Annotated in this window: 18 protein-coding genes and 1 tRNA gene; 17 read left to right on the top strand and 2 right to left on the bottom strand. The window is 66.5% G+C overall.

From position 1 onward, the window contains the following. Positions 1-55: 55 nt before the first annotated feature. The 12 genes from ABZ412_RS20835 (at position 56) to ABZ412_RS20780 (ending at position 12,672) form a co-directional block, all read left to right on the top strand. A complete protein-coding gene (locus ABZ412_RS20835; RefSeq protein ID WP_357282738.1) occupies positions 56-958 on the top strand; it encodes a 3-oxoacyl-ACP reductase in 903 nt (300 codons plus the stop codon). A gap of 323 nt (positions 959-1,281) precedes the next feature. Next, the gene (locus ABZ412_RS20830) at positions 1,282-2,046 is read left to right on the top strand and encodes an ABC transporter permease (RefSeq protein WP_357282736.1); all 765 of its coding nucleotides are present in this window, start codon (positions 1,282-1,284) and stop codon (positions 2,044-2,046) included. A 4-nt stretch (positions 2,047-2,050) separates the two neighbouring features. Further along, a complete protein-coding gene (locus ABZ412_RS20825) occupies positions 2,051-2,902 on the top strand; it encodes an ABC transporter permease (protein ID WP_357282734.1) in 852 nt (283 codons plus the stop codon). A gap of 15 nt (positions 2,903-2,917) precedes the next feature. Beyond that, positions 2,918-4,159, top strand: coding sequence for an MCE family protein (locus ABZ412_RS20820; protein ID WP_357282732.1), 1,242 nt, complete (start codon positions 2,918-2,920; stop codon positions 4,157-4,159). Beyond that, a complete protein-coding gene (locus ABZ412_RS20815) occupies positions 4,156-5,181 on the top strand; it encodes an MCE family protein (RefSeq protein ID WP_357282731.1) in 1,026 nt (341 codons plus the stop codon). The genes ABZ412_RS20820 and ABZ412_RS20815 overlap by 4 nt, the downstream gene beginning before the upstream one ends. A 2-nt stretch (positions 5,182-5,183) precedes the next feature. Further along, positions 5,184-6,236, top strand: coding sequence for an MCE family protein (locus ABZ412_RS20810; protein WP_357282730.1), 1,053 nt, complete (start codon positions 5,184-5,186; stop codon positions 6,234-6,236). Continuing rightward, positions 6,233-7,492, top strand: a complete 1,260-nt coding sequence (locus ABZ412_RS20805) for an MCE family protein (protein WP_357282728.1) — start codon at positions 6,233-6,235, stop codon at positions 7,490-7,492. The genes ABZ412_RS20810 and ABZ412_RS20805 overlap by 4 nt, the downstream gene beginning before the upstream one ends. Continuing rightward, complete coding sequence (locus ABZ412_RS20800) at positions 7,492-8,718, top strand: MCE family protein (protein WP_357282727.1); 1,227 nt, start codon at positions 7,492-7,494, stop codon at positions 8,716-8,718. The genes ABZ412_RS20805 and ABZ412_RS20800 overlap by 1 nt, the downstream gene beginning before the upstream one ends. Further along, positions 8,715-10,160, top strand: coding sequence for an MlaD family protein (locus tag ABZ412_RS20795; RefSeq protein ID WP_357282726.1), 1,446 nt, complete (start codon positions 8,715-8,717; stop codon positions 10,158-10,160). Before ABZ412_RS20800 ends, ABZ412_RS20795 begins: the two co-directional genes overlap by 4 nt. Beyond that, positions 10,157-11,011, top strand: a complete 855-nt coding sequence (locus ABZ412_RS20790) for a hypothetical protein (protein ID WP_357282724.1) — start codon at positions 10,157-10,159, stop codon at positions 11,009-11,011. Before ABZ412_RS20795 ends, ABZ412_RS20790 begins: the two co-directional genes overlap by 4 nt. Beyond that, positions 11,008-11,490 (top strand): h domain protein, encoded by a 483-nt coding sequence (locus ABZ412_RS20785; protein ID WP_357282723.1) that lies wholly within the window; start codon positions 11,008-11,010, stop codon positions 11,488-11,490. The genes ABZ412_RS20790 and ABZ412_RS20785 overlap by 4 nt, the downstream gene beginning before the upstream one ends. A 243-nt stretch (positions 11,491-11,733) precedes the next feature. Beyond that, complete coding sequence (locus ABZ412_RS20780) at positions 11,734-12,672, top strand: oxidoreductase (RefSeq protein WP_357282721.1); 939 nt, start codon at positions 11,734-11,736, stop codon at positions 12,670-12,672. A 49-nt stretch (positions 12,673-12,721) separates the two neighbouring features. Here the strand turns inward: ABZ412_RS20780 and ABZ412_RS20775 are convergent, their stop codons facing one another. Next, positions 12,722-14,203, bottom strand: coding sequence for a trehalose-6-phosphate synthase (locus ABZ412_RS20775; protein ID WP_357282720.1), 1,482 nt, complete (start codon positions 14,201-14,203; stop codon positions 12,722-12,724). A 3-nt stretch (positions 14,204-14,206) separates the two neighbouring features. Further along, the gene (locus ABZ412_RS20770; RefSeq protein ID WP_167659823.1) at positions 14,207-14,374 is read right to left on the bottom strand and encodes a hypothetical protein; all 168 of its coding nucleotides are present in this window, start codon (positions 14,372-14,374) and stop codon (positions 14,207-14,209) included. 189 nt (positions 14,375-14,563) lie between these two features. On the opposite strand from ABZ412_RS20770, the gene ABZ412_RS20765 reads away from it, so the two are divergent. The 5 genes from ABZ412_RS20765 (at position 14,564) to ABZ412_RS20745 (ending at position 18,336) form a co-directional block, all read left to right on the top strand. Beyond that, positions 14,564-15,397 (top strand): alpha/beta hydrolase, encoded by an 834-nt coding sequence (locus ABZ412_RS20765; protein ID WP_357282719.1) that lies wholly within the window; start codon positions 14,564-14,566, stop codon positions 15,395-15,397. A gap of 138 nt (positions 15,398-15,535) precedes the next feature. Beyond that, a complete protein-coding gene (locus tag ABZ412_RS20760; protein ID WP_019931522.1) occupies positions 15,536-15,778 on the top strand; it encodes an MbtH family protein in 243 nt (80 codons plus the stop codon). Between the two features lie 165 nt (positions 15,779-15,943). Next, positions 15,944-16,015: transfer RNA gene (locus ABZ412_RS20755), tRNA-Thr, on the top strand. Positions 16,016-16,138: 123 nt separating this feature from the next. Then, on the top strand, positions 16,139-16,876 hold the full coding sequence (locus ABZ412_RS20750; RefSeq protein WP_357282717.1) for a response regulator transcription factor: 738 nt from the start codon (positions 16,139-16,141) through the stop codon (positions 16,874-16,876). Continuing rightward, a complete protein-coding gene (locus ABZ412_RS20745) occupies positions 16,873-18,336 on the top strand; it encodes a HAMP domain-containing sensor histidine kinase (RefSeq protein WP_357282715.1) in 1,464 nt (487 codons plus the stop codon). Before ABZ412_RS20750 ends, ABZ412_RS20745 begins: the two co-directional genes overlap by 4 nt. The last annotated feature ends 3 nt before the right edge of the window (positions 18,337-18,339 follow it).

The raw sequence follows: 18,339 nt of genomic DNA, 5'->3' as shown, positions 1-18,339 counted from the left end.
GCCCGTCGGGACCGGTCCTTGCCCGGCGGGTGGAACACGTTCTAGAGTCGCCGTCGTGAGCGAATCTGATGTGAGTCTTTCCGGCCGGGTTGCCGTCGTTACCGGTGCCGGCGCCGGGCTCGGCCGGGCCGAAGCCCTCGAGCTGGCCCGCGCGGGCGCGTCGATCATTGTCAACGACCTTGCCGAGAACGACGCGGTCAGCGCAACCCTCGCCGATATCCGGGCGCTGGGCGTGAAGGCGGAGTTCGTCGGCGGCAGCATTGCCGAGCGGTCCACCGCCGATGCCATCATCCGTACCGCGGAGGAGTCTCTCGGCGGCCTGGACATCGTGGTCAACAATGCCGGGATCACCCGGGACAAGATGTTGTTCAACATGTCCGACGAGGACTTCGACGCGGTCGTCGCCGTGCACCTGCGCGGGCACTTCCTGCTGACCCGCAACGCGGCCGCCTACTGGCGTGCCAAGTTCAAGGAGACCGGTGCCCCCGTCTACGGGCGCATCATCAACACGTCCTCCGAGGCCGGTCTGCTCGGCCCCGCCGGTCAGGCGAACTACGGTGCGGCCAAGGCCGGTATCACCGCGCTGACGCTGTCCGCGGCCCGTGCTCTGGAGCAGGTCGGTGTGCGCGCCAACGCGATCGCCCCCCGCGCGCGTACCGCCATGACCGAGAACGTCTTCTCCGCGGCTCCCGACGAGGGCCCGGACCCGCTGTCGCCCGATCACGTCGCGCGCCTGGTGGCCTTCCTGGCCTCCCCGGCGGCCGAGAAGATCACCGGCCAGCTGTTCGTCGTCTACGGCCCGATGGTGGCCCTGATGGCGGCGCCCGTCGTCGAGCAGCGCTTCGACGCCGTCGGCGAGTTCACCCGTGAGGGCCTGGCCGAGACCCTCGGCGGCTACTTCGCCGATCGCGCGTCGGACGCCACTTTCTCGGCTTCCTCCCTGAAGGATCTGGGCTGAGGTTTTCACCTCGATTTCCCCGTATGGGGGCCGCGTGTCGTCTTGACGGACCCGGCCCCCGACCCTGCAGTTGATCGCGAGATCGAACATTGGTAGGAATGGGGATCAACTATGTGTGTCGCCTCACAATGCGGCATACGTCTGACGGTTAGGCTCACCTGAACATGTTCTTGAAACTGGACACCAGTTCAGAAAGAGGGCCTGTTCAAAGCATTGGAAACCTTCCCGAACCGTATGAGAACGTGTTCTAATCTTCGGCGGGACCGAGATCACATTCAGATTTCGGTTGCTATCGCTAGGCAGGGGCAGGAGGAATAGCGGGAATGAATGAAGTCCTTGCCGTACCGCTGCGGGCGGTCGGAGGGTTCTTCGAACTCGCCGGCGCGGTCGCTCGCGCTGCAGTACGGCCCCCGTTCCAGCGACGGGAATTCATCGATCAGTCCTGGTTCATCGCCAGGGTCTCCATGTTTCCCACACTGATGGTGGCGATTCCGTTCACCGTGCTCGTGGTGTTCACGCTCAACATTCTTTTGCGCGAGATCGGTGCGGCCGACCTCTCGGGCGCGGGTGCGGCCTTCGGTGCGATCACCCAGATCGGCCCGATGGTCACGGTGCTCATCGTGGCCGGCGCGGGCGCGACGGCCATCTGCGCCGACCTCGGCGCCCGCACCATCCGCGAAGAGATCGACGCGATGAAGGTGCTCGGCATCGATCCGATTCAGCGCCTGGTGGTTCCGCGCGTGCTGGCCTCGATGTTCGTGGCCTTCCTGCTCAACGGCCTGGTGTCCGCCATCGGCATCCTGGGCGGCTTCGTGTTCTCGGTCTTCTTGCAGGGCGTGAACCCGGGCGCGTTCGTCAACGGCATCACCCTGCTGACCCATCTCCCGGAGCTCGTCATCTCCGAGGTGAAGGCCATGCTGTTCGGTCTCGTCGCCGGACTGGTCGCCTGCTACCTGGGCCTGAACGTCAAGGGCGGTCCCAAGAGTGTCGGCGACGCCGTGAACCAGACGGTCGTGTTCGCCTTCATGGCACTGTTCGTCATCAACGTCGTGATGACCGCCATCAGCATCAAGTTCGCGGCGCGGTGATCAGATGGCTTTCGTAATCCAGTCTCGTTTTCCCAAGGTGACCAAGCGCTTTCAGCGCTTCACCGAGGCGCTCGACTCGGTCGGCAAGCACGCGGTGTTCTACGCGCGCTCGATCGCGTCGGTGCCCAAGGCGCTGGTGCACTACCGCACCGAGACCATCCGGCTGATCGCCGAGATCTCGATGGGCACCGGCGCTCTCGCGGTCATCGGCGGCACCGTCGTGATCGTCGGCTTCCTGACCCTGGCCGCCGGTGGCACCATCGCCGTGCAGGGCTACAGCTCGCTCGGCAATATCGGCGTCGAGGCCCTCACCGGCTTCTTCGCGGCGTTCATCAACGTTCGCATCGCGGCACCGGTCATCTCGGGCATCGGCCTGGCGGCGACGCTGGGCGCGGGAACCACGGCACAATTGGGCGCCATGCGCGTCTCCGAAGAGATCGACGCCCTCGAGGTGATGGCCATCCGGCCCATCCCCTTCCTGGTGGGTACCCGCATGCTGGCGGGCATCCTCGCCATCATCCCGTTGTACTCACTGGCGGTCATCGCCTCGTTCATCGCCTCGCGTTTCGCGACGGTGCAGATCTACGGGCAGTCGGCCGGTGTGTACGACCACTACTTCTCGACCTTCCTGATCCCCAGCGACATCCTCTGGTCCTTCGCGCAGGCGATCTTCATGGCCATGGCGGTCATGCTGATCCACACCTACTACGGCTACAACGCCGCGGGCGGACCGGTCGGCGTAGGCGTGGCGGTAGGTAATGCGGTGCGGGCCTCGCTGATCGCAGTCGTCACGGTGACGCTGCTGATGTCGCTGGCCATCTACGGCACCTCCGGCAATTTCCATCTCTCCGGGTAGGGGCGGGACGAACACATGGTTCAACAACAAGGCGGGACGGCGAGCCCGATCGGCTCGCCGTTCGTCCAGAAGCCGGCGCCGAAGCGCTACCTCGACCAGGGGTGGGTGATTCGGCTGGCCGGCGCCGGCCTGGTGCTCGGCCTGGTCGCCGTAGTCGTGTTCTGCCTGGTGAGTTTCGCCGGCGGTTTCACGAATACCGCTATGGTGACTGTCAATTCGCCGCGCGCGGGTCTGGTCATGGATCGCGACGCCAAGGTGAAGATCCGCGGTGTCGAGATCGGCCGGGTCAAGTCGATCAACGAGACGCCCGAGGGCGCACGCATCGAACTCTCCATGGATCCGGACAAGCTGAAGCTGGTGCCGGCCAACGCCACCGTGGACATCAACTCCACCACCGTGTTCGGCGCGAAGTACATCAACTTCATCGAGCCGCAGAACCCGTCGGGGCAGCTGCACGCGGGAGCCGTGGTGCAGGCCGATGGCGTGACCGTCGAATTCAATACGCTGTTCCAGCATTTGAGCGACGTGCTCAACAAGGTGCAGCCGGAGAAGCTGAACGCCACGCTGACCGCGCTGGGCACCGCCCTGCAGGGTCGCGGCGAGAAGCTGGGCCTGCTGCTGTCGGACAGCGACGAGTTCCTCAAGCAGATCAACCCCTCGCTGCCCACGTTGCAGGAGGACCTGCGCAAGACCGCCTCGGTCACCGGCACCTACTCCGACACCGTCGGGGACCTGCTGCGCGTCACCGACAACATGCAGGTCACCGGTAAGACGATTACCGATGAGCAGGCTCGCGTGGACGATCTGCTGACCAACCTCATCGGGTTGGCCGACACCTCGAACTCGGTGCTGAAGCCCAACGAGAACGATCTGATCAAGTCGCTGAACCTGTTGCGGCCCACCACGGATCTGCTGTTCGAGTACCGGTCGGCGCTGTACTGCACCATCATGACCTTCGGTCTGAACGTGCCGCTGATGGATGAGCTGATCGGTGGCCGGTACCCGGCCTTCTCCATGAACGCCGGCATCATGCCGAGCGGTACGCCGTACTCGTTCCCCGAGGACCTGCCGAAGGTGAACGCCACCGGCGGCCCGCACTGCGAGAACACCTACGACCTGACGGGCGGCCAGAAGGCCAACTACCTGATGACCGATACCTCGGAGGGTCATATCTGGGCGCCGCCGACGCAGCCGCACGCGTCCAAGACCGTCTTCGAGATTCTTTTCGACCAGCTGCCTGGGGTGGGTAAGAAGTGAAATTCAAACCACACGCCACCACGGTCAAACTCAGCATCTTCGGCATCGCCATGTTGCTGATCCTGGCGCTGCTGGTGGTCGTCTTCAGCCAGATGCGGTTCGCCCGCGAGACCGGCTATCGCGCGGTGTTCACCTCGTCCTCGGGCATGCTGCCCGGGTCGAAGGTGCGGATCGCGGGCGTCCCGGTCGGTTCGGTGAGCCGGGTCTACGTCGGCAAGGACCACCAGGCGCACGTCGAGTTCGACGTGGACCGCAAGTACAAGCTCTACGCCAGCACCAAAGCGGCCATCCGGTACGAGAACCTGGTCGGCGACCGCTACCTCGAACTGATGGACGGCCCGGGCACGGCGACCGCGCTGCGCTCCGGCGGCACCATCGATCTCGACCACACCCAGCCCGCGCTGGATCTGGACATGCTGCTGGGTGGGTTCAAACCGCTGCTGCGCGGCCTGAATCCGACCCAGGTCAACAGCCTGACCGAGGCGCTGCTGCAGATCTTCCAGGGACAGGGCGGCACGCTGGTCTCGCTGCTGAACAGCGGCGGCGACTTCGGCAAGACCCTCTCCTCCCGCGATGCCCTGATCGGCAGCGTGATCGAGAACCTGAAGACGGTGCTGGCCACCATCGACGACCGCGACAAGGCCTTCGGCACCACCCTGGACGAATTGCAGCGTCTGGTCAGTGGATTGGCCGCGGACAAGGACCCGATCGGCGCGGCCCTGCCCCGGATCGCCGGAGCCACCGGTGATCTCACCGACCTGCTCAGGACGGCCCGGCCGGACCTGAAGAACACGGTGGAGCAGTTGGGCCGCGCGGCAACGGTTCTCGACGACGGCCGCGACGAGTTCCAGACGGTGCTCTCGGCGCTGCCGAGTACCTACAAGAAGCTGACCCGCATCGGTGCCTACGGATCGTTCCTGAACATCTACGCGTGCAGCACCGACATCATGTTCACTGGGCCCGACGGCAAGGACGTGCGTCTCGCCCTGCCTGGCAGCCAGTTCGACGGGAGGTGTGGATAGTCATGGGACAACGCGTCATCAATATCGGCGTCGTCGGCATCGTCGTGGTCGTGAGCATCTGCCTCACCGCCCTGCAATTCGATCGGCTGCCGTTCGTCCGCTCGGGCGCGCAGTTCAGCGCGTACTTCGCCGACGCGGGCGGACTGCTGCCGGGTGATCAGGTCCAGGTGGCCGGCGTGAAGTCCGGCCGGGTGGACAAAGTGGCGCTGGACGGCCCGAAGGTGAAGGTCACCTTCACCATGGACGAGTCGATCGTGCTGGGCACGAAGACCACCGCCGCGATCAAGACCAACACGGTGCTGGGCCGCAAGTCGCTCGAGGTGGCTCCGGAAGGGGACGGCGCGCTGAAGCGTGATCAGCCGATTCCCTTGGAGCGCACCACGTCTCCGTACTCGCTCAACGACGCGCTGCAGGATCTGTCCGGCACCGTGAAGGACCTCGACATGGACCGGGTCAACCAGACCCTGGACGCGCTGTCGAGCACCTTCAAGGACACGCCGGCTCCGCTGCGCTCGGCACTGGACGGCATCACCCAGCTGTCCAAGAGCATCAACACCCGCGACAAGGCGCTGACGGACCTGCTGGGCAAGGCCCAGGGCGTCACCAAGGTGCTGTCCGATCGGGCCGCGAAGATCAATTCGCTGCTCGTGGACGGCAACAACCTGCTCGGTGAACTGGATGCCCGCCGGGGCGCGATCAGCCAGCTGATCACCTACATCAACGGCCTGGCCAAACAGCTCAGCGGCTTCGTCAACGACAATCAGGTGGCGCTGAAACCGGCTCTGGACAAGTTGAATTCGGTGCTGGGACTGCTGCAGAAGAACAAGCAGAACATCTCCGACGCGCTCGACGCGCTCGGCCCCTACGCCGGTGCGCTCGGTGAGCAGGTCGGCAGCGGTCCGTATTTCCAGGCGTACATCGTCAACTGGAACAGCCCGATGCTGCAGGCTCTTTCCGACGCGCTGGTCTGGCCGCAGAACCTGCCCGAAGCGCTGAAGAACATGCAGAGCGGCGGCCTCCAGCCTCGCCCGCTGATCACGGAGCTGCCGAAATGACGACTTTGCTCGACAAAATCCGCGGTCTGCCGCGCTGGACCCGCGTGGCGGCGATCGTGGCATTGGCCGCGATCGTGGCCGGGGGTGCGTACACCGGGATCTCCCGGATCGGCAAGCCGCAGATCACCGCCTACTTCCCGTCCACCGTCGGCCTGTACAAGGGCGACGAGGTGCGGATACTCGGTGTCCGCGTGGGCACCGTCGACTCCGTGGATCCCGGCAAGGACAAGGCCACGGTCAAGATGACCATCGACCGCGGCGTCGACATCCCCGCCGACGCCAAGGCCGTGCTGGTCTCCCCGTCCGTGGTGTCGGCCCGGTTCATTCAGCTGGCCCCGGCCTACACCGGCGGCGCGAAGATGCACGACGGCTCGGTCATTCCGCTCGAGCGGACCGCCGTCCCGGTCGAGTGGGACGACATCAAGACCGAATTGAACAAGCTGGCAACGTCTCTCGGCCCGGTCGGCGAGGACAAGCAGGGCTCGTTCGGGCGCTTCGTCAATACCGCCGCCGACAACCTCGACGGCAACGGCCAGGCCTTCCGCGACACCCTCAAGGAGCTGTCGGCCACGCTGACCACGCTGTCGGACGGTCGCACCGACCTGTTCGGCACCATCAAGAACCTGCAGCAGTTCGTGGACGTGCTCTCCAAGAGCAACGACCAGATCGTGCAGTTCGGCGGCCGGCTGGCGTCGGTGTCACAGGTGCTGGCGGGCGTATCCGGTGATCTCGGAGCGGGTTTGGACAATCTGGACTCCGCGGTCTCCGATGTGAAGAAGTTCCTCGACTCGCACGGCGGGGCGCTCAGCACGGACCTGGCGCAGCTCGCCGACGTCACCAACACGCTGGTACAGAGCAAGCCTCAGATCGAACAGGTGCTGCACACCGCGCCGACCGCTCTCGTGAACTTCTATCAGCTGTACAACCCCGCGCAGGGCACGGTCGCCGGCTATCCGGTGTTCGCCGGCTTCAACTCACCTTTGAGCTTCATCTGTGGCTCCATCGACAACCTCTCCACCGGCAACGGCCATGAGAGCGCCCAGATGTGTGCGCAGTACCTGGCCCCGGTGATCCAGAACCTGGCGATGAACTACCCACCGCTGCTCATGAACGACGGTACGGGCGCCACGGCGTTGCCGCGCCAGCTGGTGCCCAGTACGCCCGACGTCGCCGCGCGCTACGCCGGACAGGGCGAACGGGCGCCGGTCGGGATCCCGAACGGGCTTTCGGGCCTCGCCATTCCGGGAGGGAACTGATGAATACTCGTCGCCGCGGGGTGGCGGGCCTGGCGATCGGTGTCGCGGTCGCTCTGAGCGCCACCGGATGTGATTGGGACGGCCTCAACACCGTCTCCATGCCGGGTTCCGCCGGAACCGGTTCCGATGCTTGGCACATCAAGGTGCAGATGCCGAATGTCACCACTCTGACCCGCAATTCGCCGGTCCTGGTGAACGACGTGACGGTCGGTACCGTCACCGGTATCGAGGTGCAGGACTGGCACGCGCTGGTCAGCATCGGGCTCGACAAGGACGTGAAGCTGCCCGCGAACGCCATCGCGAAGATCGGGCAGACCTCGCTGCTGGGCAGTAATCACGTCGAATTGGCCGCGCCGGCCGATATTCCCGCCACCGGGCAGTTGCACGACGGTGACACCATCACGCTGGAGCGGGCGGGACAGTACCCGACCACCGAGCAGACGCTGTCCTCGTTGTCGGTGGTGCTCAACGGCGGCGGTATCAGCCAGCTGGAGAACATCACCCACGAACTGAACACCGCGTTCACCGGCCGCACCGACGCGATCCGCGACCTGCTGCCGCAGTTGAACCAGATGGTCGGGACGCTCAACGCCCAGACCACCGACATCATCAACGCGATGAGCGGGCTCGACCGGTTGTCGGGAACGCTTGTGCAGGAGAAGGATCGGGTCGCGAGCGCGATCGACAACATCCATCCCGCGCTGACCGTGCTCGCGAACAAGCGGGAGCAGATCACCAACGCGCTGACCGCGGCGGGTGACCTCAGCGAGGTGGTCAAACGGATCATCGACAATGCCGGTGACGATCTGAAGGCCGAGATCGCCGATCTGGGACCGACTCTGGAAAAGATCGCCGACACCAGCGACAACTTCACCAGGTCGCTGAACATGATGCTGACCTTCCCGTTCCCCTTCAAGTACATCGACCGGTACATCCGCGGTGACTACATGAACGTGAAGATCACCTTCGACCTGACCGCGGCCCGGCTGGATTCCAACTTCCTGACCGGAACCCCGCTGGGTGGACGGTTCGGCGGTGTGGAGGGTGCGCTCGGCCAAGGAGCCGGTGTGGCGGGCGATCAGGGCGATCCCGCCAAGACTCCGCTGCAGCAGCAACCGTCCTCGACCCAGCCGTCGCCGACCGTGCCCGGCCTGCCGGGCCTGAACATTCCGGGCCTGCCCGCCATTCCCGGAATCACCGTGCCGCAAGGGGATCCGGGCAAATGAAACTGAGTCGCTTCGTCAAGATTCAGCTCGCCATCTTCACCGTGCTGACCGTCATCGGCATCACGGTGATGGGTGGGGAGTACGTGAAGCTGCCCGCCATGTTCGGCATCGGCCGGTACGACGTGACGGTGAAGCTGGCCGCTACCGGCGGTTTGTACGAGCACGCCAATGTCGCCTACCGCGGAACCAATGTGGGCAAGGTGGATTCGGTGGTGCTGACCCCGCAGGGTGTCGACGCCAAGCTGTCCATCGAGTCCGACTTCAAGATCCCGTCCGATGTGGACGCCTGGGTCAAGTCGGTCTCGGCCATCGGTGAGCAGTACGTGGATCTGGTGCCCAAGGACAACCCGCAGGGCGGCAATCTGCGCGACGGTTCGGTCATCCCGGTCGACCGCACCAAGCTGCCGATGGATATCGGCGGCATTCTGGACCGCACCGACCGGCTGCTCTCCAGCGTCGCGGACACCCGCCTGCAGCAGGTGATCGAGCAGGCGTTCCTCGCCTTCAACGGCGCGGGCCCGGATCTGGAACGGCTGCTCGACTCCGCGTCGCTGCTGGTCCAGGAGGCCAAGAACAACACCGATGCCACCAAGGATCTGATCGACAAGATCGGCCCGCTGCTGGACACCCAGATCGAGTCCGACTCCGCCATCCGCGGGTGGACCAAGGATCTGGCCACCGTCACCGATCAACTCCGCGAGCACGATCCGGCGCTGCGCAATGTGATCGACCACGGCCCGGGCGCGCTCAACAAGGCCACCGAGCTGTTCGAGGACTTGAAGCCGACCGTGCCGCTGCTGGCGCAGAACCTGGTCAGCCTCGGCCAGGTCGGCGTCACCTACCACGCCAGCGTGGAGCAGTTGCTGGTCATTTTCCCGCCGCTGATCGGTGCGCTGATGACGCTCGCCAAGGGCAGCCCGACCGAGTACGGCGGCAAGGTCGACTTCAAGATCGGCCTCAATGACCCGAAGGGCTGCACCACGGGCTTCCTGGCGCCTGAGGACCGGCGCTCGCCGGCCGACTACACGGGTCCGGTCCCGGAGACCCCGAAGGGGCTGTACTGCAAGATTCCGCAGAACTCCCCGGACGTGGTCCGCGGTGTCCGCAACAACCCCTGTATGGACGTGCCCGGGAAGCGAGCGGCCACGGTCGAACAGTGCCACGCCCCCGAGGGCTACCAGCCGCTCGGCGACAACCCGGCCTTCGGTAAGCCGAACCCGGTGGACAACAACGGCAAGCCCACGTTCACTCCGAGTTCGCTGGAGACCGGCGGGCAACCGGGAGCCGCGCCTGCGAGTGTGACGACGAGAACGTACGATCCGAAGAGTGGCACGTATCTCGGGCCGGACGGTGTACTCACCCGCCAGGCCGATATCGGGCCCGATGGTTCCGGCATCGTGCCGGCTAACTGGCAAACAATGCTTCAGGAGCAACAACGATGAGTGATCCCACGGTGGTGAACAGCAAGACCCGGCGGAAGGCCGTGCGGTCAGAAGGACCGCCGGTCCACGACGGGGATGCACCCATAGCGGAGGTCACCACCGTGAAGGCCGCGGGTGTCGAGGCTGCTGCCGCGACCCCCGAGGCCGAAGCCCCCGAGGTCGCCGAGACCAGCGTCACGATCGCGAAGACGGTCGTGACGCCGGAAGCCGGCGCCGACGCGGGGGAGGCCGTCGACGCTCCGGACGCGGCGGAATCGGCTGAGCCGGAGGACGAGTCGCTCGAGGTGGTCGAGGGCGCTCCGGCGGTCGCGGCCGACACCGAGGACTCCGAGGCAACCACCGAGGACGAGGAGTCGAAGGATGGCCGCAAGTGGCCGGTCCTGCTGCTCGGCGCCGCGGCGGCGCTGTGCCTGGTCGCGCTGGCGACCAGCCTGATCTTCTGGATTCCGGCACACAACGCCGCGGACAAGAACGAGCAGCTGCGCGCGGACTACACCCAGACCGCCAAGCAGGCCGTCCTCAATATCACCACCATCAAGGTGGACACCGTCAAGGACGACATCAACCGGGTGCTCTCGGTGGCGTCGGGCCAGCTCAAGGACGAATACTCCTCGCGCAGCGATGCTTACGCCGACGTCATCAAGCAGGCGAACGTGAAGGCCAGCGGCCAGGTCGTGGAGACCGCCGTCGAGTCCTACGACGACCGCTCCGCCCAGATCCTCGTCGCCGCCAAGCAGAACCTCACCAACGCCGGCTCGGATCAGCCGCAGCAGCGCGTCTACCGATTCCGTGTGACGATCACCCACGACGGTGACCAGTTCACCGCCTCGAAGCTGGAGTTCGTCTCGTGAGCAAGAACCGCATCCGGATCTCGGCCATCGCGGCCGTCATGGTGGCCATGCTGGCGGCAGCCGGCTGGTTCGGCTACGACGCCTGGCACATGAAGCAGCTCGACCACGCCCGCACCGATTCGGTGGACGCCGCCCGCAAGACGGTCGAGTCGATGTTCAGCTACAACTTCAACTCCGTCGACAAGGAGCTGCCCAAGGTCGCCGACGACCTCTCCGGCGGCTTCAAGGACGACTACCTCAAGCTCGTCAACGAATCCATCGCCCCCGGCGCCAAGGAAAAGCAGCTCACCGTCATCGCCTCCACCCAGGCGGCCGGCGTCATCGACGCCGACACCAAGCACGCCAAGGTGCTGCTGTTCCTCAACCAGATGACCACCAGCAAGGACAACCCCCAGGCCACCGCGAGCGGCAGCCGGGTGCGGGTCGACCTGGAGAAGAGCGGCAACCGCTGGCTGGTCTCCGAGGTCACCCCGATCTGACGAACACCGTGTAAGGCCGTGGCGCGCGGGATAACCCAGCGCGCCACGGCTTTTTCTGTGCGCGGATTTACGACAGCGGGCGACTCTCGCCCGTGCGCGCGTCCTGCCGTCCAGTCGGGTCGACAACACGCCAATCGCCGAAGCCGGTGGAAAGGGGGATGCCGGAGCGGGAGACGGTGCGGTGGGCGGTATTTCGAGACGGTCGATGGGCTAAGTGGAAGCGGACCGTTCAGGATGTAACGCATGGGTACCAAGAACACGCGCTGGACCGCCGCTGACATTCCGGATCTCCACGGGCGCACCGCGATCGTCACCGGAGCCAGTGCCGGCCTGGGGCTCGAGACCGCGCTCCGGCTGGCCGAGCATGGGGCTCGGGTGGTCATGGCGTGCCGCAACGCTGAGAAGGCCGGGGCGGCCGCGGATCTCATCCGTGCGCGGGTGCCGGACGCCGAATTGTTGTTCGTGGAACTGGATCTGACTTCGCTGGAGTCGGTGGGGAAGGCCGCGGTGCGGCTGCACGACGAGGTCGAGCGGGTTGATCTGCTGGTCAACAACGCGGGGATGTTGAGCCGGGCACGGAGTCTCACCGAGGACGGGTTCGAGACGACGTTCGCGACGAATCATCTCGGGCCGTTCGCGTTCACCGGACAGGTGCTGGATTTGCTGCGGGCCGCGCCGGCCGGGCGGGTGGTGGCCGTGACCACGGGGTTCGCCTCCAAGAAGGATGCCCCGATCGATCTCGATGATCTGTTCTTCGAACGGCGCACCTACAAGGGATTCCAGGCTTACGCGCAGTCCAAGCTGGCCAATGTGCTGACCGCGTTCGAGTTGCAGCGGCGGCTCAACGGCACCGACGCCGCAGTGATGTCGATCGCCGCGCATCCGGGGGCGGCCGAATCGGATTTCGCCCAGAACCTCGGGCCCGCCGTCACCTTCCTGTCGCGACCGTCGCTGCGCTGGGTATTCCGGTTCGCCATGCAGACCGTCGAAATGGGTGCGCTCCCAACGCTGCGGGCGGCCACCGACCCCGCCGTCAACCCCGGAGATCTCTTCGGGCCGACCGGCTTCACCAAGGGCTACCCGGTCCTGAACGAACCCAGTGCACAGGCGCTCGATCCGGAACTGGCGGCGCGGGTATGGGAAGCGTCGGAGCGGCTCACCGGAGTCACCTACGCGCTGTAGAAACGGCGAACGCCCCCTGGAATATCCAGGGGGCGTCCGGTTTCCGTGGTCAGCGGCTCAGGCCCGGGTCCACGTCGTCGTCGGTGAGCAGGGCGCTGCCCGCGACGCGGTCGGTGGCCAGGGCGTCGAGGAAGGCTCGGGCCCACCGGTCGACGTCGTGGGTCAGGACCTGGCGGCGCATGGAGCGCATGCGTCGGCGGCGGGTGTCGCGGTCGTCGTCGATCGCGCCGATCAGCGCGTCCTTGACGCTGTCCAGGTCGTGCGGGTTGCACAGGTAGGCCTGCCGCAATTCGGCTGCCGCGCCGGTGAACTCGCTCAGCACGAGTGCGCCGTTGAGGCTGCCCTGGCAGGCCACGTACTCCTTGGCGACCAGGTTCATGCCGTCGCGCAGCGGGGTCACCACCATGACGTCGGCGGCCACGAAGAACGCGATCAGCTCCTCGCGCGGGATGGGACGGTGCAGGTAGTGCACCACCGGATAACCCACCCGGGCGAACTCGCCGTTGATGCGGCCCACCTGGCGTTCGATATCGCCGCGCATCTGCTTGTAGGACTCGACGCGTTCGCGGGACGGCGTGGCCAGCTGCACCATCACCGTGTCCGCGGGGTCGATGCGGCCGTCGTGCAGCAGCTCCTCGAGCGCGGCGAGCCGGATGTCGATGCCCTTGGTGTAGTCGAGGCGGTCGACGCCCAGCAGGATCGTCTTCGGATTGCCCAGTTCCGCACGGATTTTCGCGGCCCGCTCCCGCACATCGCGGCGGCGCGAATACTCGTCCAGTTCCGCGGAGGTGATGGAGATCGGGAACGCGCCCACCCGTACGGTGCGGAAACCCACCTGCACCACACCGAGTTTCGAGCGCACGCCCACATTGCCGCGTGACGTCGGCTGCCCGGCCAGCCTCCTGGCCAGATACAGGAAGTTCTGCGCGCCGCCCGGGAGATGGAAGCCGATCAGGTCGGCGCCGAGCAGGCCCTCGACGATCTCGGTGCGCCACGGCATCTGCATGAACAGTTCCACCGGCGGGAACGGAATGTGCAGGAAGAAGCCGATGGTCAGGTCGGGGCGGAGCATGCGCAGCATCTTCGGCACCAGCTGCAGCTGGTAGTCCTGGACCCACACGGTCGCGCCCTCGGCGGCCACCTTCGCGGTGTACTCGGCGAAGCGCCGATTCACCTGCACGTACGCCTGCCACCACTGGCGGTCGTAGACCGGCCGCACGATCACGTCGTGATACAGCGGCCACAGCGTCGCGTTGGAGAAGCCCTCGTAGTAATCGGCGACCTCGTCGCCCGACAACGGGACGGGATGCAGTTCCAGACCGTCCTCGACGATCGGATCGAGCTCCACGTCCGGGACGCCGGCCCAGCCGACCCAGGCGCCTTTGTTATTGCGCAGTACCGGTTCCAGTGCCGTGACCAGGCCGCCGGGGCTGCGCTTCCAGCGAGTGGTTCCGTCGGGCAGGCGCTCCAGGTCCACCGGGAGCCGGTTGGCGACGACGACGAAACCGGAGCCGGAGCTATCCGGGTGCACGGGTCATTCGCCTCGCGTCGGAGCGATGCCCAGCATCGACAGCAGCATGCGGCATTCGTCGGCGTCGGTGGCGTACGCCGCCACCACCCGCTGTGCCTGGCGAGCGGTTTCGTCGGCGAGCGGCTCCAGATCGTCGTCCGCGATGTCGTTTGCGCCGGTCTTCGCGGCCATCTCATGTCCTCTCGGAGAAGTCTGCTCGGTGCGAGGAGTCCATCGTATCCGCCAGGTAAGTCGGGCCTCGCCGCTGCGTGCATTGCGAGCCCTAACCGCAATGCGAGCGGGGAAGAAACATTCCGTCGGCCCCGACCTATACGGTGGACGCAAAGAGAGTGGCAACACCAGATGTGAGGGGTCGCAAGCATGCCGTTGGCGACGGTGAACGGAATCTCGCTGAACTACCAGGTCAAGGGAGACCGGTCCAAGGGCACCGACGTCAAGGGGTCGGCGCCGCTGGTCGTCATGATCATGGGCACCGGCAGCGGAGGCCGGGTCTGGGAACTGCACCAGGTCCCCGCGCTGGTCGCGGCCGGATACCGGGTCTGCACCTTCGACAACCGCGGCATCGCGCCCTCCTTCGAATCGCCCGCCGGGATCACCATCGAGGACCTGGTCCGCGACACCGTCGCCCTGATCGAATTCCTCGGCGAGGGGCCGGTCTTCCTGGTCGGCCAGTCGATGGGCTCGCGGGTCGCGCAGGAAGTCGCGCTCGCCCGTCCCGACCTGGTCCGCAAGGCCGTGTTCATGGCCGGACACGCCCGGCTCGACCAGTTCCAGAAAACCCTCGGAATCGGCGAGCACGACCTCGACGACGCCGGTGTGCGGCTGCCCGCCAAGTACGAGGCCGCCATGACCGCCCTGATGAACCTCTCCCCGGCCTCGCTGGCCGACCAGCACGCCGCCCGCGACTGGCTCGACCTGTTCGAATTCACCGGCGGCCCGGTCACCCCGGGCGTGCGGGCCCAGCGCCGCATGGACCACGATTTCGACCGCACCGCGGCCTATCGCGGCATCACCGTGCCCTGCCTCGCGCTGGGCTTCGCCGACGATCGGATGATCCCGCCCTACCTCGCGCGAGAGGTCGCCGATATCATTCCGGGTGCCCGCTACCAGGAGGTTCCCGACGCCGGGCACTTCGGCTACCTGGAACAACCGGAGGTCGTCAATAAGATCCTTGTCGAATTCTTCGTGGCCTGAACGAAGTGCAGGTAACCGCCCAGCGGTAACGCCTGCCTTGCTAGGGTCGAATCAACGTCGGGGGCTCGTTCCAACACTGCGGTGGCTGGACGATCCGTCTACGTACCCGTACACAGCGCCAGTATCCAGTGAGGTGAAATGAGCACCAATCCCTTCGATGACGAAGACGGCCGGTTCTTCGTCCTGGTCAACGATGAGGAACAGCACTCCCTCTGGCCGGCCTTCGCCGAGGTTCCGGCGGGTTGGCGAGTCGTGTTCGGCGAGGACTCCCGCGCCGCATGCGTCGAGTACGTCGAGAAGAACTGGACTGACATGCGGCCCAAGAGCCTGCGTGACGCCATGGCGGCGGACGACGCGGCTCGTCAGGCGGCCCAGTCCTGACACTCAGCGGTTAGTCCGATACTGCGCGAACGACTTCCGAACGCGGCCGTCGATGCCACGAGCGTCGACAGGCCGTGTCCCGGTGTTCGCAGTCAGCATCGTTCCGACCGGGAAGCCGGCTTTTCCGCGCAGCCGGCCACCCCGGTTATGATGGCTCCGCTTTCCGCCTCCTTAGCTCAGTGGTAGAGCACCGCTCTTGTAAAGCGAAGGTCGTCAGTTCAATCCTGACAGGGGGCTCGTGCACGAACGCCGGTCGAGACATCGACCGGCGTTCGTCGTATCCGGGGGTCCCGGCGCGTTCGCAGGAAACTCCCAGGGAAGGACCAGCGTTCTCGCGGGCGCGGCGCAGAATATGAGGCCATGACAGGTGTGCCGGCGCAAGGACGCGAACCCGAGGCCAGGGTGCTCGTCGTCGACGACGAGCCGATGATCGTCGAGTTGCTGTCCGTGAGCCTGCGGTATCAGGGCTTCGAGGTCGCCAGCGCCGCCAGCGGGACCGAGGGGCTGGACCGGGCCAAGACCTTCCGGCCCGACGCCATGATCATCGACGTGATGATGCCCGGCATGGACGGATTCGGGCTGCTGCGGCGGCTGCGGGCCGACGGGATCGACGCGCCCGTGCTGTTCCTGACCGCCCGCGACGACGTGGACGACAAGATCACCGGGCTGACGCTCGGAGCCGACGACTACGTCACCAAACCGTTCAGCCTCGAGGAAGTGGTGGCCCGGCTGCGGGTGATCCTGCGCCGCGCCGGACGGTCCGCGCCGGAGACCAAGTCGTCGCGGCTGCGGTTCGCCGATATCGAGCTCGACGACGACACGCACGAGGTGTGGAAGGCGGGCGAACCGGTCGCCCTGTCGCCCACCGAGTTCACGCTGCTGCGGTACTTCCTGGTCAACGCGGGCACCGTGCTGAGCAAACCGCGGATCCTGGACCACGTGTGGCGCTACGACTTCGGCGGCGAGGTCGGCGTGGTCGAGACCTACGTGTCGTACCTGCGCAAGAAGGTCGACACCGGGCCCGATCGGCTCATCCACACGCTGCGCGGGGTCGGATACGTGATGCGGGAGCCGCGCGGTCGCACGGCGGCACAGTGAACGCGGCCGAGGCGGCTCGCGGATTGCGCGGCAAGATCACCGACCGGCTCGCCGCGGTGCCGCTGCGCACCACCCTGGTGCTGGCGCTGGTGTCGCTGGTCGGGTTCGGGCTGCTGGTCTCGGGGATCGCGGTCACCTCGCTCATGCGGAACGTGCTGGTCGAGCGCATCGACCGGCAGCTGTCCGACGCCGCCCACAGCTGGGCCGCGCCCGGCGCGCAACGACCCGAACCGCTGCCCACCGTGCGCGGGCGGGAACGACCCCCGCACCTGTACTGGGTGCAGGTGCGTGACGCGGCCGGGCAGTCGACCCTGACCCTGACCGCCGGGGTGCAGGAACCGGACGTGCCCGCCGATCTGGGCAGCAAGCCGCGCACGGTCGGCTCCATCGGGGCCTCGGGTGAGGAATGGCGGGTGCTGCGTACCGTCAACGACCAGGGCACCAGCACCATCGCGCTGCGCATGGACGAGACGAACTCGCTGCTGGACAAGCTGATCGTGCTGCAACTGGTGATCGGCGCGCTGGTGCTGGCGGCGCTGGCCGCGGTGGCGCGCATGGTGATCCGGCGCAGTCTGCGGCCATTGCGGGAAGTCGAGGGCACGGCCGCCGCCATCGCGGGCGGTGACCTGCATCGGCGAGTTCCGGTGCGCGGCACCGATACCGAGGTCGATCACCTCTCGCAGTCCCTGAACACCATGCTGACCCAGATCCAGCAGGCCTTCGCCGCCACCGAGGCGTCGGAGGAGGCGGCCCGGCGTTCCGAGGCCAAGATGCGGCAGTTCGTCGCCGACGCCAGCCACGAACTGCGCACCCCGCTCACCACCATCAAAGGCTTCTCCGAGCTGTACCGGCAGGGCGCGATCACCGAGCCCGACCTGCTCATGGACCGCATCGAACGCGAATCCAACCGGATGGGGTTGCTGGTCGAGGACCTGCTCATGCTGGCCCGGCTGGACGCGCAGCGGCCCGTCGAACGACGGTCGGTGGATCTGCTCATGCTCGCCAGCGATGCCGTGCACGGGGCGCGCGCCCTGGCGGCGGCGCAACATCCGGAAGGGCCGGAACGCAAGATCGACCTCGAAATCCGGCCCGGCCCCGGCACTTTGGAGATCCTCGGCGACGAGACGCGGCTGCGGCAGGTGCTCGCCAATCTGATCAACAACGCGCTGGTGCACACGCCGCCGGACGCCGAGGTGGCCGTGCGGCTCACACCCGCCACGAGCGAGGTGCTGATCGAGGTGGCCGACACCGGGCCGGGATTGGCCGCCGAACAGGCCGAGCGGGTGTTCGAGCGGTTCTATCGCACCGATGTGTCGCGCAGCCGGGTCAGCGGCGGGACGGGGCTGGGACTGTCGATCGTGCAGGCGCTGGTCGCGGCACACGGGGGAGCGGTATCGGTGACGAGCGTGCCGGGGGAGGGCACGACGTTCACCGTGCGGCTGCCGCGCGCGGAGTCGTGAACC

Source organism: Nocardia sp. NPDC005746, from assembly GCF_040630785.1.
GTDB lineage: Bacteria > Actinomycetota > Actinomycetes > Mycobacteriales > Mycobacteriaceae > Nocardia.
Note: the sequence above shows the minus strand (reverse complement) of the source record. Positions and strands in the feature narration are given on the sequence as shown.